26 protein-coding genes are annotated in these 26,432 nt (G+C 69.2%); 16 read left to right on the forward strand and 10 right to left on the reverse strand.

Annotated features, from left to right (window positions below):
* Positions 1–29 precede the first annotated feature (29 nt).
* Both U8331_RS04630 and U8331_RS04635 read left to right on the forward strand, forming a co-directional pair.
* Positions 30–419: a PadR family transcriptional regulator gene (locus U8331_RS04630; RefSeq protein ID WP_481132442.1), complete on the forward strand. Its 390-nt coding sequence runs from the start codon at positions 30–32 to the stop codon at positions 417–419.
* A complete protein-coding gene (locus U8331_RS04635) occupies positions 416–1,330 on the forward strand; it encodes a sensor domain-containing protein (protein WP_481132443.1) in 915 nt (304 codons plus the stop codon). The genes U8331_RS04630 and U8331_RS04635 overlap by 4 nt, the downstream gene beginning before the upstream one ends.
* Before the next feature lie 100 nt (positions 1,331–1,430).
* Here the strand turns inward: U8331_RS04635 and U8331_RS04640 are convergent, their stop codons facing one another.
* The 3 genes from U8331_RS04640 to U8331_RS04650 all read right to left on the reverse strand — a co-directional run bounded on the left by U8331_RS04640 (position 1,431) and on the right by U8331_RS04650 (position 3,910).
* On the reverse strand, positions 1,431–1,706 hold the full coding sequence (locus tag U8331_RS04640) for a TFIIB-type zinc ribbon-containing protein (protein ID WP_481132444.1): 276 nt from the start codon (positions 1,704–1,706) through the stop codon (positions 1,431–1,433).
* Positions 1,707–1,794: 88 nt separating this feature from the next.
* Complete coding sequence (locus U8331_RS04645) at positions 1,795–3,057, reverse strand: polyhydroxyalkanoate depolymerase (protein ID WP_481132887.1); 1,263 nt, start codon at positions 3,055–3,057, stop codon at positions 1,795–1,797.
* A 241-nt stretch (positions 3,058–3,298) separates the two neighbouring features.
* Positions 3,299–3,910 carry a methyltransferase gene (locus tag U8331_RS04650; RefSeq protein ID WP_481132445.1) on the reverse strand — a complete coding sequence of 204 codons (612 nt, stop codon included), beginning with the start codon at positions 3,908–3,910 and terminating at the stop codon, positions 3,299–3,301.
* Positions 3,911–4,171: 261 nt separating this feature from the next.
* Between U8331_RS04650 and U8331_RS04655 the strand changes: the two genes are divergently transcribed.
* Positions 4,172–4,540: a CopD family protein gene (locus U8331_RS04655; protein ID WP_481132888.1), complete on the forward strand. Its 369-nt coding sequence runs from the start codon at positions 4,172–4,174 to the stop codon at positions 4,538–4,540.
* Between the two features lie 600 nt (positions 4,541–5,140).
* Here U8331_RS04655 and U8331_RS04660 read toward each other — a convergent pair.
* Positions 5,141–6,841, reverse strand: coding sequence for an alkaline phosphatase (locus tag U8331_RS04660; protein WP_481132446.1), 1,701 nt, complete (start codon positions 6,839–6,841; stop codon positions 5,141–5,143).
* Between the two features lie 140 nt (positions 6,842–6,981).
* Between U8331_RS04660 and U8331_RS04665 the strand changes: the two genes are divergently transcribed.
* The gene (locus U8331_RS04665) at positions 6,982–7,410 is read left to right on the forward strand and encodes a GNAT family N-acetyltransferase (RefSeq protein ID WP_481132447.1); all 429 of its coding nucleotides are present in this window, start codon (positions 6,982–6,984) and stop codon (positions 7,408–7,410) included.
* Positions 7,411–7,426: 16 nt separating this feature from the next.
* On the opposite strand, the gene U8331_RS04670 is transcribed toward U8331_RS04665, so the two are convergent.
* Both U8331_RS04670 and bla read right to left on the reverse strand, forming a co-directional pair.
* Positions 7,427–7,915 carry an NUDIX hydrolase gene (locus tag U8331_RS04670; RefSeq protein WP_481132448.1) on the reverse strand — a complete coding sequence of 163 codons (489 nt, stop codon included), beginning with the start codon at positions 7,913–7,915 and terminating at the stop codon, positions 7,427–7,429.
* Entirely contained in the window at positions 7,915–8,781 is an 867-nt protein-coding gene (bla, locus tag U8331_RS04675) for a subclass B3 metallo-beta-lactamase (RefSeq protein WP_481132449.1), read from the reverse strand. The genes U8331_RS04670 and bla overlap by 1 nt, the downstream gene beginning before the upstream one ends.
* Before the next feature lie 175 nt (positions 8,782–8,956).
* Here bla and U8331_RS04680 point away from each other — a divergent pair, with 175 nt between their 5' ends.
* Positions 8,957–9,448 carry an acyl-CoA thioesterase gene (locus U8331_RS04680; protein WP_481132450.1) on the forward strand — a complete coding sequence of 164 codons (492 nt, stop codon included), beginning with the start codon at positions 8,957–8,959 and terminating at the stop codon, positions 9,446–9,448.
* A 75-nt stretch (positions 9,449–9,523) separates the two neighbouring features.
* Here the strand turns inward: U8331_RS04680 and U8331_RS04685 are convergent, their stop codons facing one another.
* Positions 9,524–10,180, reverse strand: a complete 657-nt coding sequence (locus U8331_RS04685) for a C40 family peptidase (RefSeq protein WP_481132451.1) — start codon at positions 10,178–10,180, stop codon at positions 9,524–9,526.
* 121 nt (positions 10,181–10,301) lie between these two features.
* Positions 10,302–10,886 carry a C40 family peptidase gene (locus tag U8331_RS04690; protein WP_481132452.1) on the reverse strand — a complete coding sequence of 195 codons (585 nt, stop codon included), beginning with the start codon at positions 10,884–10,886 and terminating at the stop codon, positions 10,302–10,304.
* 111 nt (positions 10,887–10,997) lie between these two features.
* Here U8331_RS04690 and U8331_RS04695 point away from each other — a divergent pair, with 111 nt between their 5' ends.
* The 5 genes from U8331_RS04695 to hutG all read left to right on the forward strand — a co-directional run bounded on the left by U8331_RS04695 (position 10,998) and on the right by hutG (position 16,651).
* Positions 10,998–11,477, forward strand: a complete 480-nt coding sequence (locus U8331_RS04695) for an FKBP-type peptidyl-prolyl cis-trans isomerase (protein ID WP_481132453.1) — start codon at positions 10,998–11,000, stop codon at positions 11,475–11,477.
* Between the two features lie 173 nt (positions 11,478–11,650).
* Positions 11,651–12,907, forward strand: a complete 1,257-nt coding sequence (locus U8331_RS04700; RefSeq protein ID WP_481132454.1) for a DUF418 domain-containing protein — start codon at positions 11,651–11,653, stop codon at positions 12,905–12,907.
* Positions 12,908–12,974: 67 nt separating this feature from the next.
* Complete coding sequence (locus tag U8331_RS04705) at positions 12,975–14,231, forward strand: NAD(P)/FAD-dependent oxidoreductase (RefSeq protein ID WP_481132455.1); 1,257 nt, start codon at positions 12,975–12,977, stop codon at positions 14,229–14,231.
* A 63-nt stretch (positions 14,232–14,294) separates the two neighbouring features.
* Positions 14,295–15,638, forward strand: coding sequence for a glutathione-disulfide reductase (gene gorA / locus U8331_RS04710; protein ID WP_481132456.1), 1,344 nt, complete (start codon positions 14,295–14,297; stop codon positions 15,636–15,638).
* Positions 15,639–15,865: 227 nt separating this feature from the next.
* Positions 15,866–16,651 (forward strand): N-formylglutamate deformylase, encoded by a 786-nt coding sequence (gene hutG / locus U8331_RS04715; RefSeq protein WP_481132457.1) that lies wholly within the window; start codon positions 15,866–15,868, stop codon positions 16,649–16,651.
* 44 nt (positions 16,652–16,695) lie between these two features.
* On the opposite strand, the gene U8331_RS04720 is transcribed toward hutG, so the two are convergent.
* Positions 16,696–18,666, reverse strand: a complete 1,971-nt coding sequence (locus U8331_RS04720) for an alpha/beta hydrolase family protein (RefSeq protein WP_481132458.1) — start codon at positions 18,664–18,666, stop codon at positions 16,696–16,698.
* Between the two features lie 62 nt (positions 18,667–18,728).
* Positions 18,729–20,636: a DNA topoisomerase IV subunit B gene (gene parE / locus U8331_RS04725; protein WP_481132459.1), complete on the reverse strand. Its 1,908-nt coding sequence runs from the start codon at positions 20,634–20,636 to the stop codon at positions 18,729–18,731.
* Between the two features lie 305 nt (positions 20,637–20,941).
* Between parE and U8331_RS04730 the strand changes: the two genes are divergently transcribed.
* From U8331_RS04730 to ispD, 6 genes are all read left to right on the forward strand, one after another.
* Positions 20,942–21,217 (forward strand): hypothetical protein, encoded by a 276-nt coding sequence (locus U8331_RS04730; protein ID WP_481132460.1) that lies wholly within the window; start codon positions 20,942–20,944, stop codon positions 21,215–21,217.
* 162 nt (positions 21,218–21,379) lie between these two features.
* Positions 21,380–23,053 (forward strand): CTP synthase, encoded by a 1,674-nt coding sequence (locus tag U8331_RS04735; protein WP_481132461.1) that lies wholly within the window; start codon positions 21,380–21,382, stop codon positions 23,051–23,053.
* A gap of 172 nt (positions 23,054–23,225) precedes the next feature.
* A complete protein-coding gene (gene kdsA, locus U8331_RS04740; protein ID WP_481132462.1) occupies positions 23,226–24,059 on the forward strand; it encodes a 3-deoxy-8-phosphooctulonate synthase in 834 nt (277 codons plus the stop codon).
* Between the two features lie 17 nt (positions 24,060–24,076).
* Positions 24,077–25,363 (forward strand): phosphopyruvate hydratase, encoded by a 1,287-nt coding sequence (eno, locus tag U8331_RS04745; protein ID WP_481132463.1) that lies wholly within the window; start codon positions 24,077–24,079, stop codon positions 25,361–25,363.
* 7 nt (positions 25,364–25,370) lie between these two features.
* A complete protein-coding gene (ftsB, locus tag U8331_RS04750) occupies positions 25,371–25,688 on the forward strand; it encodes a cell division protein FtsB (protein WP_481132464.1) in 318 nt (105 codons plus the stop codon).
* Positions 25,689–25,722: 34 nt separating this feature from the next.
* Complete coding sequence (ispD, locus tag U8331_RS04755) at positions 25,723–26,430, forward strand: 2-C-methyl-D-erythritol 4-phosphate cytidylyltransferase (RefSeq protein WP_481132465.1); 708 nt, start codon at positions 25,723–25,725, stop codon at positions 26,428–26,430.
* Positions 26,431–26,432 lie beyond the last annotated feature (2 nt).

Raw genomic sequence — 26,432 nt, forward strand, 5'->3', positions numbered from 1 at the left:
GTTGTTCCGAACCCGCCAGGACTCCGGCCATGAGCGACCTCGAACCGCAACTGCGCAAATTCCAGAAGGAGCTCAGTGCCGGGACCGTGTCGCTCGCGCTGCTGGCGGTGGTCGCCGCGGCTGCCGAGCCGATGTACGGCTACCAGATCGCCAAGCGGCTGGAGCAGACCGGCGAAGGCGTGCTTGCCGGCAAGCAGAGCGCGCTTTACCCGGTGCTGCGCAACCTCGGCGCCGCCGGCCTGCTCGACAGCTTCGTCGAGCCGTCGATGTCGGGGCCTCCGCGCCGGTACTACCGCATCACAGGGTCGGGACGCGAAGTCCTGCAGGCGTGGACCGCCGCTTGGCGCGCCACCCGGGATTCGGTCGATTCCGTGCTCGCCCCCCTCCACGCACCCACCCTTCCGGGGAGCTCCTCATGAACACCGCGAACTTCGTCCCGCCGACCACCATTCCCGAGTACCTCGACCGCCTGCGCCGCGCGCTGGCCGGTGCCGACCCGGCGCTGGTGCAGGACGCGCTGTACGACGCCGAGGAATACCTGCGCTCGGAACTGGCCGAGCACCCCGGCATGAGCGAGGCCGAAGTGATCGCCTCGGTGGCCGGCAGCTACGGCGCCCCCGACGAGGTCGCCGGCATCTACCGCGACACCGAGGTCACGGTGCAGACCGCCCTGCGTGCGCCCGCCCCGCCGCCGCGCCGGTCCATGCTCGGCCGGTTCTTCGGTGTCGCCGCCGAGCCGCGGACCTACGGCGCGCTGTTCTACATGCTGCTGAGCCTGGCGACCGGCATCTTCTACTTCACCTGGGTGGTCGCCGGGGTGAGCATCTCGGCCGGCATGTCGGTGCTGATCATCGGCATCCCGCTGATCATCCTGTACTTCGGATCGGTGCGGGTGCTGTCGCTGGTGGAAGGCCGCATCGTCGAGGCGATGCTTGGCGAACGGATGCCTCGCCGGCCGTTGTACAGCGAACGTGGCAAGCCGTTGCTGGCGCGAATCGGCGAACTGTTCACCGACCCGCGCAGCTGGAGCACGCAGCTGTATTTCCTGCTGATGCTGCCGCTGGGTATCGCGTACTTCACCGCGTTGGTCACGCTGCTGGCGGCCTCGCTGTCGCTGATTGCCGCACCGGTGATGCTGGTCACGGGGGCCCAGGGTTACTTCGTGATCAATGGAGTCGATCTGATCAGGCCGGAGCCGTGGATGTGGCCGCTGATGGTGTTGGGCGGCGTGGTGCTGCTGTTCGCGACGCTGCACCTGACGCGGCTGATCGGTCACCTGCATGGACAGCTGGCCAAGCACCTGCTGGTGAAGTCGGCGCAGTACCGCTGATCACGGTGACCGGCCGGTCCCGCTCCTACACAAGCCGGGTGGCGCCGGTCCAAGGCGGCAGACCGCGGGCGCGGCCTGCTTGTTGCAGTCGCAGGCGTGCTCAGAAATCGAACAGCTCGCCGAGCAGGTTCTTCTTTTTCCTGCGGCGGTAGTAGTCGTGCGACGGGGGATAAGCCGGGTAGGCCTGCTGGCGCGGCGGCGGTGCGGCCGGGGGTGCCTGCCGGGGCGGCGCGGCCTCGGCGCTGGAACGTTCGATCAGCTTGTCGAGCTCGCCGCGGTCGAGCCAGACGCCACGGCACTGCGGGCAGTAGTCGATCTCGATGCCCTGGCGATCGGTCATGGCGAGCTGTACGCCCTTGCAGACGGGACAATCCATCGGGTGTTCCTCGTGCGGGTGATTGGACTTGACCTCGGGCCGCGCAGGCAGGAAATCAAGGCGCGGCCGCCGGCGCGATCCACCACGATCACGTGGGACCGGTCACCGCCGTGGCGTGGCGGGCGATGAAATCGCGCACCTGCGGATAGACCTGCCGGCGCCAGCGGCGGCCGCTGAAGATGCCGTAGTGGCCGGCGCCCTCGACGGTGACGTGCTCGCGGCGGTCCGGGGCGATGCCGGTGCACAGCGCGTGCGCGGCGCGGGTCTGGCCCTGGCCGGAGATGTCGTCGAGTTCGCCCTCGATGGTCAGCAGCGCGGTGCCGGCAATGGCCGACGGGTCGACCTTCTCGCCGTCGATCGTCCACAGCCCGCGCGGCAGCAGGTGCTCCTTGAACACGATGCGCACGGTGTCGAGGTAGTACTCGGCCGGCATGTCGAGCACGGCGTTGTACTCGTCGTAGAAGCGGCGGTGCGAGGCGGCGTCCTCGAGGTCGCCCTCGACCAGGTGCTGGTAGAAGTCCCAGTGCGACTGTGCGTGGCGCTCGGGATTCATCGCGACGAAGCCGCCGTGCTGCAGGAAGCCGGGGTACACGCGGCGGCCGTGGCCCGGGTAGTTGGCCGGCACCGGGTGCACGAGGTTGGCTTCGAACCACCACAACGGCCGGTCGACGGCGAGGTCGTTGACCTGGGTCGGGCTTTCGCGGGTGTCGATCGGGCCGCCCATCATCACCAGCGAGCGCGGGGTCTTTTCGCCGCGCGCGGCCATCAGCGACACCGCGGCGAGCACCGGCACGGTCGGCTGGCAGACGCTGATCACGTGCAGGTCGTCGGCGCCGATCCCGCGGATGAAGTCCTCGATGTAGTGCACGTAGTCGTCGAGGTCGAAGCGACCGTCGGTCGCCGGGACCATGCGGGCGTCGACCCAGTCGGTGATGTAGACCTTGTGGTCTCGCAGCAGGGTGCGGACGGTGTCGCGCAGCAGGGTGGCGTGGTGGCCCGACAGCGGCGCCACCACCAGCACCGGCGGCTGGCCCTTCATCTCGTTGATGTTGCCGGCGTCGTCGGCGTAGCGCTTGAAGCGCAGCAGCCGGCAGAATGGCTTGCGCAGCACTTCGCGCTCGATCACCGGGTATTCGCGGCCGTCGACCTCGACGTGGTGGATGCCGAACTCGGGCTTCTCGTAGTCCTTGCCGATGCGGTACAGCAGCTCGTAGCCGGCGGCGACGCGGTTGGCGCCCGGCAGGGTCGACAGCCAGCTGCCGCTGGCGCCGAACATCTTGGCGCCGGCGTCGGCCCAATAGGTCATCGGCGCCATCCAGGCGCGACCGAACTCGTGCATCTGGTAGAGCAGCATGCTCCGTTCCCCGGGTACGGAAATGTTGCGCTGCAGCGTAGCGGAACGCGGCGGCGGAAACGTGAATCGGGGCGCCGGTCCGGGCTCGCGGCCTTTGTAGGAGCGACGTGAGTCGCGACCCGCCGACGCTGGACTTCGCTTCGATCAACGGGATGCCGGGTCGCTCCACCGAGCCGGGCCGGGATGCTCCAGCGTCCTCCTGCGCCCGATTGCCAGTGGGTCGCGACTTACGTCGCTCCTACGCCGTCGGCAGTTCCAGCGCCGCTACTCCCTCCCGCAACGCCGGCGACAGCCACAAGTGCGAGCCCAGTGGCGCGAGCCCGACACCGGCGAAGCGTTCCCGGTAGAACCTGACCGGACGCGCGTGGAAGCCTTCGGTGTCGCCGTCGATGCCGTCGGCGCGGGTGAAGGTCTCCAGGAACGCGACGCCGCCGCACAGTTCGGCGAGCGCCGACAGGCCGCGGTCGAGTTCGCGCGCGGGCAGGTAGTGCAGCACGTCGCTGCAGACCAGCAGGTCGACCGGCGCGCACGGACGCAGGTGCTCGAAGTCGCCGAAGCGCGCGAAGTGCAGGTTGCGCCGTGCACCGAAGCGCTCCACCGCGTAGGCGCTGCTGTCGAAGCCGAGGTACTGCACCTTCGGCCGCAGTTTCAGCAACGGCGCCCGCCACGCGCCCTCGCCGGCGCCGATGTCGAGCACCGTGCGGAGCGGGCGTTCGAGGTGGTACTCGGCGGTGGCGACAGCGAGCGCGACCTTGCGGGTGAGCCGCGCAGCGCCGCCGATCGCCCTGTCCTTCAAGGCCGGGTCGCGGTACCAGCGATCGAAATAGGCCTGGTCGTATTGCTTGGTCATCGGGTCGGCGGTTCCATCGGTCGACGTCGGAGTCGGAGTCGGAGTCGGAGTCGAAGTCGGTGTCGGTGTCGGTGTCGGTGCGGCGTGGGGCGTGGGGCGTGGGGCGGTTTGGTGCGGTGCAGCGTGGGGCGTACGGCGTAGGGCGTAGGGCGGTGCGGCCGGCTCGGCGCCCGTGCGATCCTATCGCGCCCCGCCGACCGGACCTCGCCTGTGGCCTATCTCTGGACCAAGACCTTCCACCTCGTGTTCGTGATCGCCTGGATGGCGGCGGTGTTCTACCTGCCGCGCATCCTGGTCAACATCGCCGAGGCCGGGGACGTGCCCGCGGTGCGCGCGCGTCTGGTGTTGATGGGGCGGCGGCTGCTGCGCTTCGGGCACGTGATGTTCGGGCTGGCGGCGGTGCTGGGACTGGCGCTGTGGATGCACTTCGGCATCGCCGGCGGCTGGCTGCACGCCAAGTTGCTGCTGGTCGCGGCGCTGCTGGCGTATTTCATCGTCAGTGGGCGCTGGTTGAAGGGCGTCGAGGCCGGCCGGGCGCTGCCTTCGTCGAAGGCGCTGCGCTGGTTCAACGAGGTGCCGGTGCTGGTGCTGGTGGTGATCGTGTTCCTGGTGTTGGCCAAGCCGTTCTAGGGCGGCTTCGGGGCGTCCGCGGATGGCCGCGACGGCTTCCGGAGCCGGGCCCGTGTACGGGCGACGTGAGTCGCGACCTGTGCATTGCCCCATGGGTTCGGCGGGTCGCGACTCACGTCGCTCCTACAAGAGCACCACCTTGATTCGCGATCGAACCATCCGCAGCCACGCCCTCTCGGGGCGTTGTAGGAGCGGCTTCAGCCGCGATCGTGCAATCGGCGCGGGCGGACGACCTGTCCGATCGCGGCTGAAGCCGCTCCTACGCCCAACGGAAGTCCCCTTGGGGGACAGAAGCTCCGAACAGCGTGTGAGTCGCAAGCGCCGATTTCCGCGAAACCTGCGCGGAAGCCGGGGCGCGGCAAGCAGACGCCCAAAACGAACGCGGAGGCGATGGGGCCTGGCGCGGAACGTGCCGAACGAGCGTTCGAAGCACGGGTCCGCGCTGGACCTGGAAGCAGCGCCAGCCAATGAGTCCGGCCGCGGGCGTCGGGCGGTTCGGCCGCCGGGCGTCAGACGCGAAGAAGACCCGCAGGCACGTGGCGGTCGATGCCGCGCCGCAACGTGTACGCCGCAGCCCTAGCCACAGCTACAGCCTCCGCTTCAGCCCGAAAAATCCCCCGCCTGCGGCAACTCCACCGGCACGCCATCGGCATTGCAGCCGCCGGCCGCGCACGCGGCCTCGCGAAGTTTCGGCGTCGCCTGCAGCATGAAGTGGAAGATCGCGTTCTGCTCGACGCTGCCTCGCACCGCGGCGCTGCCGGGACCGCGCGCCCAGATGCCGACGTCGTCGCCGCCGTGCGATTCGCTGCCGCCGGGGACCAGCGCCTCCTGCATGTAGTCCGGTGCGCCGGTATCGACCGCGGCCAGGTCGGGGCGGCCGGTGGCGGCGCGGTAGCCGTCCGTGTCGTGCGGGAAGGACTTCGGGCCTGCCGCCTGCGAGGCGCTGGCGCCGGTGTAGCCGGGGCCGTTGGCGTAACTGAGCGTGGTGAACGGCAGGCCGAGCGCATCCAGCGCGGGCTCGGGGGCCCCGTCGGCGCCGGTTTCGCGGACCTTGCCGAGGATCGGGTTGCCGCGTGCCGGGTAGCCGACGAAGCTCAGGGTGTGCGCGTGGTCGGCGGTGACCAGCACCAGGGTGTCGTCGGCGGAGGTCATCTCGCGGGCGACGTCCACCGCCTCGCTCAGGGCGATGGTGTCGGTCAGCGCGCGGTAGGCGTTGCCGTCGTGATGGGCGTGGTCGATCCGGCCGCCTTCGACCAGCAGCACATAGCCGTCGGGATCGCCGGCGAGGCGGGTGATCGCGGCTCGGGTCATCGCGGCCAGGCTGGGCTCGCCCGCGCGATCGTTCGCGCGGTCATGTTCGTACTGCATGTGACTGGGCTCGAACAGGCCGAGCAGCGGGGCATCGGCCGGGGCGGCGGCGAACTGTTCCGCATTCCACACGTAGCGGCCCTCGGGATGGCGCCGCTGCCATTCGGCGACCAGGTCGCGGCCGTCCTTGCGGCGGCCATGTTGCCCGGGGTACTCCGGGTCGACCTGCCCTGCCGGCATGAAGTTGGTGCGGCCACCGCCCATCAGCACGTCGGGGCCGGTGCCGAACGGCGATTCGATCATCTGCCGGGCGATGTCGACGCAACCGGCGGTCAGTGCGTCGGCGGGCATCGCGGCGTCGCTTTCCCAGTTGCGGTTGGCCGAGTGGCTGAAGGTGGCCGCGGGGGTGGCGTGGGTCGCGCGGGCGGTGGTCACCACGCCGGTGGCCATGCCGCTGGCGGCGGCCAGCTCCCACAACGTCGCCAGCGGCGCGGCCAAGGCGCCTTCGCAGTCGCCGAACGCCGCCGTCTGGCCGATGCTGATCACGCCGGCGCGGGTCTTGGCGCCGGTGGCCATCGCGCTCATGGTGCCGGCCGAGTCCGGCGTCTGCTGGTCGGTGTTGTAGGTCTTGCTGAGCGCGGTCGCCGGGAAGTGCTCCCAGCTCAGGCGGTTTTCCTCGCCGGGTCGCCCCTTGCGCTGGCCGTCGAGGATGCGCGCGGCGGCGACGGTCGGCAGGCTCATGCCGTCACCGACGAACAGGATCACGTTGCGTGCGTGGCCGGCCATCGCGCCGCGGGCCGCGGCCTGCGCGGCGCCGTCGCGGAACCACCAGGCCGCGGATTCGCCGTCGGGATGGGCGATGGCGGGTACGTCCACCTGCAACGATTCCGGACCTGGCGCCTGCGCGTGCTGCGGTGCGGTCATGCAGGCCGACAGCAGGCCCGCGGACAGGGCGGCAGCAAGGGCGGGGCGGGCGCTGGAGCGTAGGGACATGGGTACGGCCTTGGATCGGGGTCATCCCGGATTATGCCGCGGCATCGTTGCAGCCACGGGACGGTGCCATGCCGTTTGTGTCGCGTCGCCTGAGCGCAGCGGTCGTTATCGTGCCGACCTGCCCGCCAACGGAGTCTGTGATGTCCGAATACACCCTGGTCGAACAGTTCCCCGCCGCCGAGGACTACATCCGGTTGCGTGCGGTCGCCGGTCTCTCGCGGAAGTCGCCCGAGGCGGCGCGGCGCGGTGTCGCCGGCACGCTGTTCGGCGTCAGCATCGTCCGCGGCGAGGAGTTGGTCGGGATGGGAAGGATCATCGGCGACGACGGCGCGTTCTACCTGGTGGTCGACATCGCGGTCGAGCCGGCCCACCAGGGCCGCGGCCTGGGCCGACGCATCATGCAGGCGCTCGACGGGTGGCTGCGGGTCCACGCGCCGGCCACGGCGCACGTCAGCCTGTTCGCCGACGGGAACGCGCGTCACCTCTACGCGAAGTTCGGGTTCGTCGAGCTGGTCCGGTCGGTGGGCATGGCCTACGTCGTGGCTGACGCCCCGCACACCGGCGGCTGACACCGGGCACGCCCGCTCACGCGCGCGAATGGCTCCACGACACCATCCGCCCTTCGCGATAGGGCATCACGCCGTGGAACTGGCGCTCGTCGTCGTCGAACACCAGCGGCAGGAAGTTGCGGTCGCCTTCCCACATCGGCAGCTCGTGCAGGCGCTCGAGCGGCACCCATTCCAGCGTGCCTTCCGGGTTGCTGGTGAACGGGGTGCCGGTGAAGCGGGTGATCAGGAAGACGAAGCCGAGCCAGTCCTCGCCATGCTTGCCGAAGCCCGGCCAGCTGATGGTGCCGCGCAGCCGGAGTGTCTCGCAGGCGATGCCGGCCTCCTCGAGGATCTCCCGGCGCATGCCGGCGACCACGTCCTCGTCGCGCTCGACCTTGCCGCCCAGCCCGTTGTACTTGCCGAGCTGGTGGTCGTCGGGCCGCGCGTTGCGATGGACCATCAGCACCTCGCGGCCGTCGGGCGAGAGCACGTAGCCGAGGGTGGCGACGATCGGGGTGTAGGGCATCAGCCGGCCTCGCGCTGGGCCGCCAGTTGCGCGTCGAGCTTGCGCTCGGCGTCGTCGGCGTATTCGCGGCAGGTCATCGGCTGCGGGTGCTTGTCGCTGCCGGCGGGTGTCCAGCCGACGCCGCCCGGGTGCGGGGCGATCAGCAGGTCGCAGGGCAGCGCGCGAACGGCTTCGAAACCCGCACGGTAGTGTTCGACGATGCGCGGGTAGCGCGGGTTGTCGAGCAACCGGTAGTCGGGCGCGCTGAGGCTGTCGACGTAGGCGATCCGCAAAGGCCAGCCGTCGCGGGTGTCGGTCCAGGTCCAGCTCATCGAGCCGGGCGTGTGGGCCGGAGTGAAGTGGACGGTGAACTCCGTGCCGCCAAGTTCGACGGTTTCGCCGTCCTGTACCAGGCGATCGGCCCGCACCGCCGGGTAGAGGATGGCGTCGCCGTAATGGATGTCGTCGCTGCCACCACGGGCGAGCAGGACCGACGACTCGGCATTGCTGACCATCGTCGCGCCCGTGGCGCGCTTCAGCGCCCCCAGCGGGCCGGCATGGTCGCCGTGTGCGTGGCTGTGGAGCAGGTAGCGGACCTCGCGCGGGTCCACCCCCAGCGCGCGGATGTGGTCGAGCAGCATGTCCGCGGCCTGCGCCATCCCGCCGTCGACCAGCACCGCGCCCCCGGGGGTCTTCACCAGCAGGGCCGACAGGCCTTCGGTGCCGATGTACCAGGTGTTGTCGGCGACCGCGAACGGCGCCACCGGCTGGCGCCAGCTGTCCGGTGTGGTGTACGCCATGGACTGCGGCAGCACCGGTTCGGCGGCGCAGGCAGCCGGCGGGAGCAGCAGGGCGATCGCGAGGACGGGCAGCGGGAGCTTGGGCATCGTGGCGGCGGCTGGAAGGGGATGCGACAGTGTCGGCGATCCGGGCCGTGACGACCAACGTTGATCCGCTGGCGACGCGCGCCTGCCCATGCTTGCCCGACCGAGGAGACCCCATGACCGGAATGCGCCGCGACCCCTGCCCACGCCTCGCCTGTTCCCTCCGGACGGTGGCCGCATGAGTGGCGAGCAGCGCGAACTGACGATGCGCTTCCTCGCCGAACCGGCCGACGTCAATTACGGCGGCAAGGTCCACGGTGGCGTGGTGATGAAGTGGATCGACCAGGCCGGTTACGCCGCAGCCGTGGGCTGGAGCGGCACGTACAGCGTGACCGTGGCGGTCGGCGGCATCCGCTTCATCGCCCCGATCCGCATCAGCGACCTGGTCACGGTGCGGACCCAGCTGGTGCACACCGGTACCAGCAGCATGCACTTCGCGGTCGAGGTCAGCGCGCGCGACCCGATGGGCGGCCCGCCGCGGTTGTGCACCCATTGCATGATCGTCTTCGTCGCGCTGTCGGAGGCGGAAGGCAAACCGGTGGCCGTACCCAAGTGGACACCGGTCGACGACGAGGACCGCCAGCTCGCCGAGTACGCGCTGCAGGTGATGGAGCTGAGCAAGGGCATCGAACAGACGGTCGAGCGCTATCGCCTCGCCGGCGAGCTGTAGCGCGCCGGGCGCGGAACGTCCCGACGAAAAAGCCGCCCGAGGGCGGCTTTTTTTATAGCGGTGCGAGGACGGAGGTCAGATCCCGGCGACGCGGCGGGCCTGCATGTACTTGGCGCCCCAGTAGCCGCTCTCCAGGCTGGACACCATCACGTCCTTGCCGGTGCTGGGTGCATGGACGAAGCGCCCTTCGCCGACGTAGATGCCGACGTGGTCCACGCGGCCACGCTTGCCGAAGAACACCAGGTCGCCCTCGACCAGCTGCGACTTGTCGGCGATCAGCTCGCCGGTCTTCGCCTGGTCGCGCGAGACGCGCGGCAGTTCGACGCCGAGCGCATTGCGGAACACGTAGCTGACCAGGCCGCTGCAGTCGAAACCCTTTTCGGGCGAGGTGCCGCCCCAGCGGTAGGGCGTGCCCAGCAGCGCCAGCGCGCGCTGCAGGACCGATTTCACCTTGCGGTCGGTGGGGACGTAGCCCTCGGCGACGGCGGCGGTCTTGCCGGACACGAGCAGGCTGTTGATGTCGCTGGCGAGCATCAGCGCGCGGTCCGGCAGGGTCATCGCCTCCGGCATCAGGGCCGACGCGTTGGCCGTGCCGGCGGTGGCGGTCGGCGCCTGCTGGGCAAATGCCGGCAACGCCGCAGCGGCGATCAGACCCGCCAGTGCGAGGCGGACGGAAAGGCGGCGGAAAGGGGAAAAACGGGCGGCAGCGGGGCGGCCTTGAGGCGGGGTCATGGTCGTCACGGAGGCATCACGAAATCGTCACGCGGCGATCATGCCCGCCAAAGCGGCCGAGTTGGTTCAAATAAAGTTAAATTTTCGTGAAGGCGGCGGGCGCCGGTCGCAAAACCCGTGCCTAGTTCAGTACACGTTTGGCGCCGCTGTAGTGCTGGCGCCAGTACGGGCCGTCCAGATGGTCGAGCCGGACGGTGCCGCCGCTGCTGGGGGCGTGCACGAACCGGCCGTCCCCGACATAGATGCCGACGTGGAACACGCGGCCGCCGCTGCCGAAGAACACCAGGTCGGCCGCGGTCAGCTGCTGCGGCGCGATCCTCGGCCCTTGGAAGGCCGCCAGCGCGGTGGACGTCCGGGGCAGGCGCAGGTCCAGCATGTCGCGGTACACGTAGTTGACCAGCCCGCTGCAGTCGAACCCGGTCTGCGGCGTGTTGCCACCGTACAGGTACGGGGTGCCCACCAGGCTGATCGCCCGCATCAGCACGGCATTGGCGGCGGCCGGGTCGCTCGGCGGAACCATGGCCCACTCGCGGCCGGCAGCCGGCGCCGAATCCCCGCGGACCGCCTCGCCGCCGCCGCAACCGGGCAGGGCGGCGCACAGCAGGAGCAGGGCCGCGAACGCGGATCGGGGTGACGGCGCCGCGACCCACGCCGGGCGTGCTGGCGTGGGGGCGGGGTTGCCGGGATAATGCGCGGCCTTCGTCACGGCCGACAGCTTGGCTGTTCAGCGCCGTGACGGCAAGCCTCGTCGCCACCGTCCGGTGGTGTTGCCCGTGCCGCGGGACGCTCCGCCGTCCGGCCCCCACCGAGTACGCTCATGAAAATCGAGAAAGATCGCGTCGTCCTCTTCCATTACTCCGTCGCCGAACAGGGCGGCGAGTCGCTCGAGTCGTCGGAGGGCCGCGGCCCGCTGGCCATCCTGATCGGCCACGGCAACATCATCCCGGGCCTGGAGAAGGCGATGGAAGGCCACGAGGCCGGTGACAAGTTCACCGCCGACGTGGTCGCCGCCGAGGCCTACGGCGAGATCCAGCCGAACCTGACCCAGCGCGTACCGAAGAAGTACTTCAAGGACGTCAAGCTGGTGCCGGGCATGCAGGCGGTGCTGCCGACCAACTTCGGTCCGCGCGCGGTCACCGTGCAGAAGGTCGGCATGAGCGTGGTCGACGTCGACCTCAACCACCCGATGGCCGGCAAGGACCTGAGCTTCGAGATCGAGATCGTCGAGGTCCGCGAAGCCAGCGAGGAGGAGATCCAGCACGGCCACGTCCACGGCGAGGGCGGCCACCAGCACTGACCGGCGCAGACGCGTCGCTTCCGGACGGCCCGCTTCGCGCGGGCCGTTCGCGTTTGTGGGTGCGGTGGCTGGCGGCCATGACGGGTGGCGGTTGCCGTGCGCGCGCGGGCTGGCATGATCGGGCTGCCGCATCCAAGGGTGTGGGCAGGGGAATGGAGCCTGGGGAGGCCACGATGACCAGCACCACCTTGACGCCGGTGACGGCGTCGGAACGGATCGACAACCTCGACGTGCTGCGCGGGCTGGCCCTGCTCGGCATCGCATTGATGAACGTCGAGTACTTCACCGCGCCGCTGATGGACATCAGCGAAGGCATCTCGCCCGACGCACGCGGGCTGGACTGGCTGGCCGACGCGTTCGTCTACACGTTCGTGCAGGGCAAGTTCTGGACCCTGTTTTCTCTGTTGTTCGGGATGGGATTCGCGGTGATGCTCGGACGTGCGCAGGCCGCCGGCCGGCGCTTCATGCCGATGTACCTGCGGCGCACGCTCGGGCTGCTGGGGTTCGGCCTGGTGCACGCACTGCTGATCTGGTCGGGCGACATCCTGGTGTCGTACGCGGTGACCGCACTGGTGCTGCTGCTGTTCTTCCGTGACACCGACACGCCGCGGCTGTGGAAATGGGGCGCGTGGATCTGGGCGGCGATGATCGGGCTGATGCTGCTCGGGGCGACCGCGATGCTGGCGTTGGGCGACGCGGCGCAGGACCCTTCGGCGGCGGCCAGTGCGGCGTCGATGGATGCGCTCCGCGCGCTGGAGGTCGAGGCGTATTCCGGTGGCAGCTATGCCGAGGCCAATGCGGTGCGCTGGCGCTACTTCGTGCATGCGCTCGGCAACGAGATGTTCCTGGTGCCGCTGGTGCTGGGCATGTTCCTGATCGGTGCCTGGCTGGTGCGCAGCGGTGCGATGGCACGGCCCGGGGAGCATCGCCAGCTGTTCGCCCGCCTGCTGTGGGTAGGCGGGCCGATCGGGCTGGTGTTGACGGCCGCGAGCCTGGCGATCGAATCCTACCCCGCGATGGATGCCGACCCGGCGCCGGGCGCCATGATGGCCATGACCCTGCACATGGCGGCCTCGCCGCTGCTGGCGCTCGCCTACGTTGCCACCGTGGTGCTGGCGCTGCAGCGCGGCGCGCGCTGGTTGGCGGGGCTCGCTCCGGCGGGCCGGATGGCGCTGACCCACTACCTGTCGCAGTCGGTCGTCGGCACGCTGGTGTTTTACGGCTACGGGCTCGGCGCGTGGGGCGAGGTGTCGCGCGCGTGGCAGGTGCTGGGAGTGGTCGTGGTGTTCGCCCTGCAACTGCTGCTGAGCCATTGGTGGCTGGCGAGGTTCCGTTACGGGCCGCTGGAGTGGTTGTGGCGGGCGTTCACCTACTGGCAGTGGCCGCCGATGCGCCGGGTCGCCGTGCCGGCACCGGCCGCGGCGGGCTGAGCATCGTCCATGGCAGGCACCGCGAACCGGCCGCCGCGGCACATGGCGCCCGCTTAAACTGGCCGCCATGAATCAACGCGAAGACGTGGTGGTGGTGGGCGCCGGGGTCATCGGCCTGGCCTCGGCGCTGGCGCTGTTGGAAGCCGGCCGCGGCGTGCGGGTGATCGATGCGCGGCAGGTCGGCAGCGGCAGCTCGCACGGCAACTGCGGCACCATCACTCCGAGCCATGCACCGCCGCTGGCCGCGCCCGGCATGGTGGCGACCGCGTTGCGGATGATGCTCACGCCGGACGCGCCGCTGTACGTTCGACCACGTCTGGATCCGGTGCTGTGGCGCTGGATGTGGCGTTTCGCCGGGCGCTGCAACCTGCGCGACTGGGAGGCCAGCGCGCGTGGCAAATCGGCGCTGCTCAACGACTCGCGCGCGCGGCTGCAGGACTGGGTGCAGCGCTACGGCCTCGACTGCGAGTTCCGCGAGTCGGGCGAGGACTACGTGTTCCGCACCGCCCGGCGCTTCGAGCACGACCAGCGCGAGCTGCACCTGCTGGGCGAATTGGGCATTTCGATCGAGCTGTTCGACGGTGCCGCCTACGAGGCGCAGGAACCGGCGATGAAACCCGGCGTGGCCGGGGCGATCCGCTTCACCGGTGACGCCGTGCTGCGCCCGGACCGGTACGCCGCAGAGCTCGCCCGCGCCGTGCGCGAGCGCGGCGGGATGATCATGGAAAACGCCCCGCTGCAGTCGCTTGCCACCGGCCCGGACGGCCTCGCGCTGCACGTCGACGGGGCGACCCTGCACGCGCGGGATGTCGTGCTGGCCCTCGGCGCGTGGTCGCCGCAGCTGGGCAAGGCGGTCGGCCTGCCGTGGCTGCAGCGGGCGATGCAGCCGGGCAAGGGTTACTCGATCACGTACTCGGCCCCGCCGCTCGTGCCGCGGCGACCGCTGGTGCTGCGCGAGCGTTCGGTCTGCGTCACCGCCTGGGGCAGCGGCTTCCGCCTCGGCAGCACGATGGAGTTCTCCGGTTTCGACGAGACGCTCAACCCGCGCCGGCTCGGCGCGCTCGAACGTGGCGCCGCCGAGTACCTGCACGCGCCCGTCGGACCGCAGGTGCAGGAGCGCTGGTACGGCTGGCGTCCGATGAGTTGCGACGACATGCCGATCATCGGCCGTGCTCCCGGGCACGATCGCCTCTGGCTGGCGACCGGCCACGGGATGATGGGCGTGGGCATGAGCAGCGGGACCGGCCAGCTGGTCGCCGACCTGATCGGCGGGAACGAGCCGTCGGTCGACCCCGCGCCCTACCGGCCGGACCGCTTCGTCTGAGCGGCGCCTCGCGTTTACGCCGGGTCGTGCACGATAGGCGCTCCGGTAAATGCGAGGCGGCCCATGCACAACGACTTCGACCTGATCGTCCTCGGCGGCGGCTCCGGCGGCCTGGCCGGCGCCTTCCGTGCCGCGTCGCATGGCGCGCGCGTGGCGCTGCTGGAGCCCGATGCGCTGGGCGGCACCTGCGTCAACGTCGGGTGCGTGCCGAAGAAGGCGATGTGGCTGGCGGCCGAGGTGGCCCGCAAGCTGCAGTTCGCCGGCACGCTCGGTTTCCCCGCGCAGGATTGCGCACTGGACTGGCCGACCTTCATCGCCCACCGCCAGCGCTACATCGCCAACATCCACGCCAGCTACCGGCGTCGGCTGGAGGAGGCCGGCGTCGTGCTGTTGCCGACCCGGGGCCGGCTGGTCGACGCCGGCTCGGTCGAGACCGGCGATGGCTTGGTGTTGCGTGCGCCGCGGCTGCTGCTCGCCACCGGCGGACACGCCGTCAAGCCCGACATCCCCGGCGCGGCGCTGGGCGGCGTATCCGACGACTTCTTCCAGTGGACCTCGCCGCCGGCGAGGGTGGCGCTGGTCGGCGGCGGCTACATCGCCACCGAACTGGCCGGGGTGCTGCAGGCGCTCGGCAGCGCGGTGGAGGTGTTCGTCCGCGGCACGCGGCTGGTCGACAGCTTCGACGAGGAGCTGACCGCGCAACTGGTCGAGGACTATCGCCAGGCCGGTGTGCGGCTGCACTTCGGCTGCAGCGTGACCGGCCTGGAGGAGGCCGGCCAGGGCGTGCGCGTACTCGGCGAAGGGGCGCCCGACGAGGCGTTCGACAAGGTGCTGTTCGCCACCGGACGTCGGCCCAGCACCGACTCGCTGGGGCTGGAGGCGGTAGGCGTGGAGACCGACCGCCGCGGCCACGTGGTGGTCAACGCGCGGCATCGCACCAGTGTCGATGGCATCTATGCGGTGGGCGACGTCGGTACCGACCTGCCGCTGACGCCCGTCGCGATCGCGGCGGCGCGGCGGTTGATGGATCGCCTGTTCGGCGACCGTGACCAGCCGCTGGACCCGGACGATATCGCCACGGTGGTGTTCAGCCACCCGCCGATCGGCAGGGTGGGCCTGACCGAGGCGGCCGCGCGCGAGCGTCACGGCGACGACGTGTACGTGGCGCGCGCCGGCTTCCGGCCGATGTTGCATGCGCTGGCGGATTCGCCGCAGCGCAGCCTGTTCAAGCTGGTCTGTACGGGGGCGGAGCGGCGGGTGGTCGGCATCCATCTGCTGGGCGAGGCGGCCGACGAGATCCTGCAGGGGTTCGCGGTGGCTTTGAAGCGTGGAATCACTTTGGACGATCTGCACGACACGGTAGCGATCCATCCGACCAGTGCGGAGGAAGTGGTGCTGATGCGGTAGGGCGTCGGCCACGCGGGGCGTCGATCGGGAAGGAGCATGGCTTCGGTGGGGCGACGCCCTCGACGGGTGCTGCTCCCCGGCTCGGTCGACCATGCATGGCCGACTCGCCGCCGCGGGCATCCATGCCCGCTGTAAGCAGCGCCCGTCGAGGACGTCGCATCGGCGGCCGGTTGGCGCACCCTCGGGCGGTGGCCAGTCGTTTCCCGCAGGGGACCTACAATGCGGGCATGGACGTTTACCGATTGCACCGCGGGACCGCGCCGCTGCTGGTCAGTCTGCCCCACGACGGCAGCGCCATTCCGGATGAATTGGCTGCGCGGATGACCGATGCCGCGCAAGCCGCTCCCGACACGGACTGGCATGTGTCGCGTCTCTATGCGTTCGCACGGGCCATGGGCGCGTCGGTGCTGGTACCGAGGTACTCGCGCTACGTGGTCGATCTCAACCGGCCGCCGGACGACACTTCGCTGTACCCCGGCCAGAACACCACCGGACTGTGCCCCGCCGTGCGCTTCAGTGGCGAGCCCGTCTACCTGGACGGCCAGGCGCCGGACCAGGCGGAGGTGGCCACGCGGGTCGATCGTTATTGGCGCCCCTACCACGAGGCTTTGCGCGGCGAGCTCGACCGGCTGCGTGAGGTACACGGCCGGGTCGTGCTGTGGGAAGGCCACTCGATCCGCGGCAGCGACCTGCCGTTCCTGTTCGAGGGACGTTTGCCGGATCTCAACCTTGGCACGGCGACCGGCACCAGCTGCACTCCCGTACTGCAGCAGCGCCTCGAAGCGGTGCTCGCGGCCCAGGACCGTTTCGACTGGGTGGCCAATGGACGCTTCAAGGGAGGCCACATCACCCGCCATTACGGCGATCCGGCGAACGGTGTCGAGGCGGTGCAGCTGGAGATCAGCCAGCGCACCTACATGAACGAGGCATCATTCGAGTACCTGCCGGAGCGCGCTGCTCTATTGCAGCGCCTGCTTCGCGAGTTGCTGCGCTCCGCGCTGCCCGCCATTTGAGGGACAACGGCACGACTTAATGTAGAGCCGTGCCGTCGGTGAAGCTACGGAGCCTTGGCGTCGATAGCGTCGGGAGCGGACTGGCCGATGTGCCGATAGAGAAAGTCTCCCATCATCCGGAGGAATTGTGCCTGGTTCTCGGGCTTGTAGAATCCATGCCCCTCCCCGGGGATCACGAGGGTTTCAGCAGGCCGGCCGCTCTTCTCGAAAGCTTCGGTCAAGGCCTCGAACTGCTCCATCGGCACACGCCGGTCGATCCTGCCCTGCGCCAGCATTACCGGGACGGTGATGTGCTCCACCTGCCGAGCGGGTGAGTTGGCGATCAGCGTAGCCTCGTCGTCGCCGAGCACCCGCTCGAGATAGCGGCGGCCGGCGCGCCTGGTCGCGATGTCGCCTTTTTCGAACATCACCTGCAGGTCGTAAACACCTACGTGGCCGATGGCGCAACGGTAGGTGTCCGGATAACGGATGGGGTTCATCAGCGCTGCATAGCCGCCAAAGCTCGCACCATAGATGCAGATGCGCTCCGGATCAGCCAGCTTCTGGTCGACAGCCCATTGCACGCCGTCGGCGATGTCATCCTGGATCCTGCCGCCCCATTCGCGGTATCCCGCTTCCAGGAACGATTGGCCGCGGCCCCCTGACCCCCGGTAGTTGACCTGAAGCACGCCGTACCCGCGGCTGGCAAGGAACTGTACGACCGGATCGTAGCCCCAAGTGTCATAGGGGCCGTGCGGCCCTCCGTGCGGCACCACCACCATCGGCTTGGGGCCGCTCCCGACCGCTGTGTAGAACCCGTAGAGCGCCTCGTTATCTCTGCTCTTGAACTGTATCGGCAGCATGGGCGCCATTTTCTCCGCGTCGATCCACGGCTTCAGCTCGGCAAGGAGACGGATCTTGTTGGCGGTCCGGTTTAGCAGGTAGAACGCGCCGGGGTTGCGCGCGGAGTACGTGATGAAGATGAGCTTGCTGTCGTCGTCACTGAAGTCGTACGGCATGACAAGCTCGCCGGGAAAACTCTGCATCAGGCCTGCGTGCAGCCCGGCCCAGGGTGAAGCCTTGTCGATATAATCCACCGTCGGCTTCCCGGCATCGTAGAAAACGCCATAGGGTGCTCCGCGGGTGCCCTCGTACAGGACTCGTGCGATCTCCATGTCATCACGGCCGGCGAGCAGCGTACGGGTTCCCGCGGCGAGGTTCACGCGATACAGCCGCCCGGGCTCGCGGTGATCGGATACGAGCGCGTACATGACGTCCGGCTCTTCCGAGAACCGCAGCGGGGACAGCGAGTAGCCCGCGAGCGAACTGGGGAGTGGCCGCCACTCGGCATCCGCCGTGGGGCGGTAGCGCATGACCGGATTGTCGTTTTCGTCCCGGCTGACCGCGATGCGAGCCGTGCCGGAACGGTCGGCGCCGAACGTCGTATCGCCGGGAAACCGCTCGATCTCCTTGCGATCACCGGTTCGGGTGTCGACCCGGAACAGCACGGTATCGGGCTCCTGCCCGCAATCCCAGCAACGGAAGGTGACCAGCGCCATGCCGGGCTCGTCCAGGAGCAGGCCGGTAATGGACGAGAAGCCGTTGTCCTTGCGGCGCCCGGCTCTGTTGAAGTATTCGCCGATGTACCCGAACAGAAGTTCCTGGTCGCTGCCATCGGCATTGGTTGCGATCAGTTCGCCACGGCTGTAGGGCTGAGCGCGCAGCGGCTCCATTTCAGCGCGCGAAACGACAAGTCGCTGGTCGGTGGTCCAGTAGATGTCGGTGACATGTTGCTGCTTTCCGAAGCGCAACGCCAACGCGCCGTCGCTCCCGTCCAGCGGAATGATGTGCAGCTGCGTCTCGGACCCTTCAGCCGTAGGCACCGCCATCGCGACTCGGGTACCGTCCGGCGACAGCGCGATATCGGATATCTCGGCGTGTTTGGCAAAGATATCGGCGCCCAGCGCTTCCGCCGCCGCGAGCGGGCTAGCAACTAACAAGGCCAGCGCAACGCCGGCACGTCGGATGGATTGCATGCTCCCTCCCCGGAACACGATTGTGTCCGGAGAGTCTGCCACGGTATGCGGGCACCCGCGCCTCAGACCTCCAGCGTCGCCAGATCGCCCTTGTTTTCCAGCCACGCCTTGCGGTCCCCCGCGCGCTTCTTGGCCAGCAGCATGTCCATCAGTGAGCGGGTGGCGTCCGCGTTGTCGACGGTCAGCTGGACCAGCCGGCGGGTGTCGGGGTGGATGGTCGACTCGCGCAGCTGCGACGGGTTCATCTCGCCGAGGCCCTTGAAGCGGGTGACGTTGACCGCGCCGGCCGCGCCCTTCTTCTTCTCGGCCTTCTCGCGTTCGATCTTCTCGAGCAGGATGCGTTTTTCTTCCTCGTCGAGCGCGTAGAAGACCTGCTTGCCAAGGTCGACGCGGAACAGCGGCGGCATCGCGACGAACACGTGGCCGGCGGCGACCAGCGCGGGGAAGTGCTGCAGGAACAGGGCCGTCAGCAGGGTCGCGATGTGCAGGCCGTCGGAGTCGGCGTCGGCGAGGATGATGACCTTGCCGTAGCGCAGGCCGGAGATGTCGTCCTTGCCGGGATCGCAGCCGATCGCCACGGCCAGGTCATGCACTTCCTGCGAGCCAAGCACGCTGCCCGAGGCGACTTCCCAGGTGTTGAGGATCTTGCCGCGCAGCGGAAGGATCGCCTGGAAGTCCTTGTCACGGGCCTGCCGCGCGCTGCCGCCGGCCGAGTCGCCCTCGACCAGGAACAGCTCGGTGCGTGACAGGTCCTGGCTGGTGCAGTCGGCGAGCTTGCCGGGCAGGGCGGGGCCCTGGGTGACCTTCTTGCGGGTGATCTGCTTTTCGGTCTTCAGCCGCGCGCTGGCACGTTCGATCGCCAGCTGGGCGATGCGCTCGCCGAGTTCGACATGCTGGTTGAGCCACAGGCTGAAGGCGTCGTGCGCGGCGCCCTCCACCATGCCGGCGGCCTGGCGCGAACTCAGCCGCTCTTTGGTCTGACCGGAGAACTGCGGATCGGTCATCTTCAGCGACAGCACGAACGAGACCCGGTCCCAGACATCTTCCGGCGCCAGCTTGACCCCGCGCGGCAGCAGGCTGCGGAAATCGCAGAACTCGCGCAGCGCATCGGTGAAGCCGGTGCGCAGGCCGTTGACGTGGGTGCCGTGCTGGGCGGTCGGGATCAGGTTGACGTAACTCTCCTGCACCAGTTCGCCGTCCGGCACCCAGGCCACCGCCCAGTCGACCACCTCGGTGTCCTTCTGCAGGTGGCCGACGAACAGCTCCGGCGGCAGCAGCTCGCTGTCGGCCAGCTCGCCGCGCAGGTAGTCGCGCAGGCCGTCCTCGTAGTGCCATTCGAGCTTCTCGTCGCCGGCGACATCAAACAGGCGCACGGTCAGGCCGGGGCAGAGCACCGCCTTGGCGCGCAGCAGGTGCTTGAGCGCGCGCAGGTTGAACTTGGGGGTGTCGAAGTACTTCGGGTCGGGCCAGAAGCGCAGCCGGGTGCCGGTGTTCTTTTTACCGACGCTGCCGACGACCTCCAGCTCGGAGCTGCGGTCGCCGTCGCGGAACTCCATCCGGTACTCGTTGCCGTCGCGCTTGATGAACAGCTCGACCCGATTCGAGAGCGCGTTGACCACGCTGACGCCGACGCCATGCAGGCCGCCGGAGAAGGTGTAGTTCTTGCCGCTGAACTTACCGCCGGCATGCAGCCGGGTCAGGATCAGCTCGACGCCGGGGATGCCTTCCTCCGGGTGGATGTCGACCGGCATGCCGCGGCCGTCGTCGGCCACCTCGCAGCTGCCGTCGGCGTGCAGGGTGACCTCGATGAGCTTCGCGTGGCCGCCCAGCGCCTCGTCCACCGAGTTGTCGATCACCTCCTGCGCCAGGTGGTTCGGCCGGGCGGTGTCGGTGTACATGCCCGGGCGGCGCTTGACCGGGTCCAGGCCGGAAAGGACTTCGATATCTGCGGCGTTGTAGCGGGTGTTCATCAAGGGACGGGGCGGGCTGGGGGAGCGGCGAGGATGGCGACGGGGCAGGGGGCGGTCAAGCGACCCGGGTACGGTCCAAACGCGATCCGGGGCCGCCGACGGCCACGCCGGGCAAGGGTTAATTTCCCGTTCGTTCACGCTGGAGCGGGGCGGCGCTCGCTACGGTCGGCCCGTCGTCGGGGTTCCTCCCTGTGCCCCGGCGACTTGCAGCACTTGCGGATCCTCCCCCGGATCCGAGCTCCAGACGTTCAAACGAGTGTGTTCCAACACATTGCCATCCCCCAGAGAACCAGGAGATCCACCGCATGAATATTCGCAAGCTGATGCTTCCGGCCATGGTGGCCGCGCTGATTGCCGCCCCCGCCGCGTTTGCCCAGTCGGCCCAGGTCGACGCCCAGGCGGACGCCGCCACGCAGGCGCAGGCCGGGCAGGCCGCATCCACGGCCAGCGACGTCGTCGGTGACGCATCCGCCGCCGTCGAGTCGACCGGCACCGCGGCCGACGCCGCCCCCGAAGTCGAAGCCGATACCGCCGTCGAGGCCGAAGCCCAGATCGAGCCGGAAGAGGAAGACGGCCGCTGAGCGGTCCGATCCCCACGGTTGCTTCCAGTACGCCCCGGTCCGCCGGGGCGTACTGCTTTGAGCGCGCCGGTGCAGCCCCGACATCAGCCGGCCCGGCCCGTCAAGCGGTCGCGGCCCGGGCCCCCAGCCGGTAAACTGCGGCTTTCCAGCGGCACAAATTCCATGACTCCCCTGATTTTCGTCACCGGCGGCGTGGTGTCCTCGCTCGGCAAGGGCATTGCGGCGGCCTCGCTGGCGGCCATCCTCGAAGCGCGCGGCCTGCGCGTGACGATGATGAAGCTCGATCCGTACATCAACGTCGACCCGGGCACGATGAGTCCGTTCCAGCACGGCGAGGTGTACGTCACCGACGACGGCGCCGAGACCGACCTGGACCTCGGCCACTACGAGCGCTACGTCCGCACCCGGCTGAGCCGGAAGAACTCGGTCACCACCGGCCGCATCTACGAGAACGTGATCCGCAAGGAGCGCCGCGGCGACTATCTCGGCGGCACCGTGCAGGTGATCCCGCACATCACCGACGAGATCAAGCGCTGCATCATCGAGGCCACCCAGGGCTTCGACGTCGGCCTGGTCGAGATCGGCGGCACCGTCGGCGATATCGAGTCGCTGCCGTTCCTGGAGGCGATCCGCCAGTTGCGCACCGAGCGCGGTCCGGACAAGGCGTTGTTCATGCACCTCACGCTGGTGCCGTGGATCGCCGCCGCCGGCGAGCTCAAGACCAAGCCGACCCAGCACTCGGTCAAGGAACTGCGCTCGATCGGCATCCAGCCCGACATCCTGCTGTGCCGTTCCGAGCAGCCGCTGCCGGACAGCGAGCGCCGCAAGATCGCGCTGTTCACCAACGTCTCCGAGCGCGCGGTGGTCTCCGCGGTCGACCTCGACAACATCTACCGCATGCCGCAGCGCTTCCATGAGCAGGGTCTGGACGACCTGATCATCGACCGCCTGCGGCTGCCGGCCGGCGCCGCCGACCTGGCCGAGTGGGACGCGGTGCTGGACGCCAGCGAGCACCCCGTCGACGAAGTCACCATCGGCGTGGTCGGCAAGTACATCGACCACCAGGACGCCTACAAGTCAGTGGCCGAGGCGCTCAAGCACGGCGGCCTGCGCCAGCGCACCCGGGTCAACCTCAAGTGGCTGGAGTCCAGCGACGTCGAGAAGCTCGGTGCCGGCGAAGCGCTGGCCGGTGTCGACGGCATCCTCGTGCCCGGCGGCTTCGGCGACCGCGGCTTCGAGGGCAAGGTCGACAGCGCCCGCCACGCGCGCGAGCAGGGCATCCCGTACTTCGGCATCTGCTACGGGATGCAGGCGGCGGTGGTCGACTACGCCCGCCACGTCGCCGGGCTGGAAGGCGCCAACAGCACCGAGAACGACAAGGCCAGCCCGCACCCGGTGATCGGCCTGATCACCGAGTGGCGCACGTCCACCGGCGAGCTTGAGCGCCGTAGCGAGGACAGCGACCTCGGCGGCACGATGCGGCTGGGCCTGCAGGACCAGCGGATCAAGCCGGGCACCTTGGCCCACGCGATGTACGGCAAGGACGTGGTCGGCGAGCGCCACCGCCACCGCTACGAGTTCAACAACCGCTACCGCACCCAGCTCGAGGACGCCGGGCTGGTGATCAGCGCCAAGTCGATGGACGACCTGCTGGTCGAGATGATCGAGCTGCCGCGCAACCGCCACCCGTGGTTCCTGGCCTGCCAGGCCCACCCCGAGTTCCTGTCGACCCCGCGCGACGGGCACCCGCTGTTCGTCGGCTTCATCCGCGCCGCGCGCGAATACAAGGCCAACGAAGGGCAGGCCGGCGGGTTGCTGAAGGAAGCCAACGCGTGATGACCTGCCGTTGTAGGAGCGAGGTGAGTCGCGACCCACTGATTTCCGGTCTTGCGGCGGATGACGCGGCTCTGCACTCGCGCGATCGCCAAACCGCGTTGATCGCGCTGTTTTCGATTTGTCAGTGGGTCGCGACTTACGTCGCTCCTACGGGAACAACAGGAGCAATGCGATGAAGCTTTGTGGATTCGAAATCGGCCTCGACAGGCCGTTCTTCCTGATCGCCGGGCCCTGCGTGATCGAGTCGATGCAGTTGCAACTCGACACCGCCGGCAAGCTCAAGGAGATCACCGGCGAGCTCGGCATTCCCTTCATCTTCAAGTCCAGCTTCGACAAGGCCAACCGCACCTCGGTGTCGGGCTTCCGCGGCCCGGGCATGGAGCAGGGGTTGAAGGTGCTCGACGAGGTCAAGCGCCAGCTCGGCGTGCCGGTGCTGACCGACGTCCACGAATACACCCCGATGGACGAGGTCGCCTCGGTGGTCGACGTACTGCAGACCCCGGCGTTCCTGTGCCGGCAGACCGACTTCATCCAGAAGGTCGCCAGCGCCGGCAAGCCGGTCAACGTCAAGAAGGGCCAGTTCCTGTCGCCGTGGGAAATGAAGCACGTCGCCGACAAGGCGCTGGCGACCGGCAACAGGGACATCATGGTCTGCGAGCGCGGCGCCAGTTTCGGCTACAACAACCTGGTCAGCGACATGCGCAGCCTCGCGGTGATGCGCGACACCGGCTGTCCGGTGGTGTTCGACGCGACCCATTCGGTGCAGTTGCCCGGCGGTGCCGGCGGCAAGAGCGGCGGCCAGCGCGAGTTCGTGCCGGTGCTGTCGCGCGCGGCGATGGCGGTCGGCATTTCCGGCATCTTCATGGAAACCCACCCGAACCCGGCGGAGGCGCTGTCCGACGGCCCCAACGCCTGGCCGCTGGGCAAGATGCGCGCGCTGCTGGAGACGCTGATGGCGATCGACGAGATCACCAAGCGCAACGGCTTCCTCGAATCACAATCCTGAGCTGCAAAGAACCCGACATGACCCAGATCGCCAAAGTCCACGCCCGCGAGATCCTCGACAGCCGCGGCAACCCGACCCTGGAAGCGGAAGTCACCCTCTCCGACGGCAGCTTCGGCCGCGCGATGGTGCCTTCGGGCGCGTCCACCGGTTCCAAGGAGGCGGTCGAGCTGCGCGACGGCGACAAGACCCGCTACCTGGGCAAGGGCGTGCGCACCGCGGTCGAGAACGTCAACACCACGATCGCGCAGGCGATCTCCGGCATGGACGCGGCCGACCAGGCCGGCATCGACAGGCGCCTGGTCGACCTCGACGGCACCGACAACAAGGGCCGCCTCGGCGCCAATGCGCTGCTGGGCGTGTCGATGGCCAATGCCCACGCGATGGCCGCCTCGCTGAAGCTCCCGCTGTGGCAGCACCTCGCCGGTGACCGTGCTCCGGTGCTGCCGGTGCCGATGATGAACATCATCAACGGCGGTGCCCACGCCGACAACAACGTCGACCTGCAGGAATTCATGATCCTGCCAACCGGCTTCGATACCTTCTCCGAGAGCCTGCGCGCCGGCACCGAGGTGTTCCACGCGCTCAAGTCGGTGCTCAAGGGCCGCGGCCTGAGCACGGCGGTCGGCGACGAGGGCGGCTTCGCCCCGGACCTGCGCAGCAACGAGGAAGCACTGGAAACCATCCTCGAGGCGATCGGCAAGGCCGGTTACCACGCCGGCGAGGACATCCTGCTCGGCCTCGACGTCGCCAGCAGCGAGTTCTTTGATAACGGCAAGTACAACCTCACCGGCGAAGGCAAGCGCCTGACCAGCGAGCAGTTCGCCGACTTCCTCGGCAACTGGTGCGCGCAGTACCCGATCGTCACCATCGAGGACGGCATGGACGAGGGCGACTGGGACGGCTGGAAGCTCTTGACCGCCAAGCTCGGCAACAAGGTGCAGCTGGTCGGCGACGACCTGTTCGTGACCAACCCGCGGATCTTCCAGCAGGGCATCGACCAGCAGGTCGCCAACGCGATCCTGATCAAGGTCAACCAGATCGGCACCCTGACCGAGACCCTGGAAGCAATCGCGATGGCCGACCGCGCCGGTTACGCCGCGGTGGTCTCGCACCGTTCGGGCGAGACCGAGGACACCACCATCGCCGACATCGCGGTGGCGACCACGGCGACCCAGATCAAAACCGGTTCGCTGTGCCGCAGCGACCGCGTGGCCAAGTACAACCAGCTGCTGCGCATCGAGGAGCAGCTGGGCAGTGCCGCCCGCTACGCCGGCCGCGACGCGTTCGTCTCGCTGAAGCGCTGACACCGTCATGCCGCGTCGCTGGCTCGGCGTGTTGCTGGTCCTGCTCGCGGCCATGCTGGGGCTGTTGCAGTACCGGCTGTGGCTGGGCGAGGGCGGGCGGCGTTCGGTCGCCGCGCTGGAGCAGCGGGTGGACGAGCAGGCGCGGGAGAACGCCGGCCTGCAACAGCGCAACGACGCCCTGGCGGCGGAGGTCGAGGACCTCAAGTCCGGCGAGGCGGCGGTCGAGGAGCGCGCGCGCAGCGAGCTGGGGATGATCAAGCCCGGCGAGACCTTCTACCGGGTGGTCGATCCCGCGCCGCCGCAGGATCCGGCGGTCGACGAGTGAGCGGCCACGATCCCTTCGAATCGCCGGTGAACCGATGAGCCGGCCTGGCCCGGTCTGGGCGGTAGTGCCGGCGGCGGGCCGCGGCACGCGTTTCGGCGGTGAGGTGGCGAAGCAGTACCTCGAAATCGCCGGGCGGCCGCTCATAGGGCACGCCCTGGATGCACTGCTGTCGCATCCGGCCGTCGCCGGTGCCGTGGTCGCGCTGGCGGCCGACGACGCCCGCTGGCCCGGCTGGACGGTGCTGCACGGCAAGCCCGTGCTGCGCTGTGCCGGCGGTGGCGAGCGGGCGGACTCGGTGTTGGCAGCCCTGCAGGCGTTACCGCCGGAAGTGGACGACCGGGCACTGGTGCTGGTCCACGATGCGGCGCGCCCGAATCTTCATGCAGGCGACCTCGATCGACTGATCGAGGCGGCATCGGCGGCGCCCGATGGCGCCATCCTCGCCGCGCCGGTCCGCGACACGCTCAAGCGGAGCGACGCCGCGGCGGACATCATCGGCACCGAGCCGCGTGAACGGCTCTGGCGCGCCCTGACCCCGCAGGCGTTCCGTCGGCGAGCGTTGACGACCGCACTGCTGGAGGCGCGAAAGGACGGCGTCGCCGTCACCGACGAAGCGATGGCGATGGAACGTACCGGCGCCAGGCCGAAGCTGGTGGAGGGGCGCGAGGACAACCTCAAGGTCACCACGCCGGCCGACTTCGCGCTGGCCGAGTTCCTGCTGTCGAGGCGGCGCATCGCGTAGGA

Source organism: Lysobacter sp. CC-YZS074 (assembly GCF_056739745.1).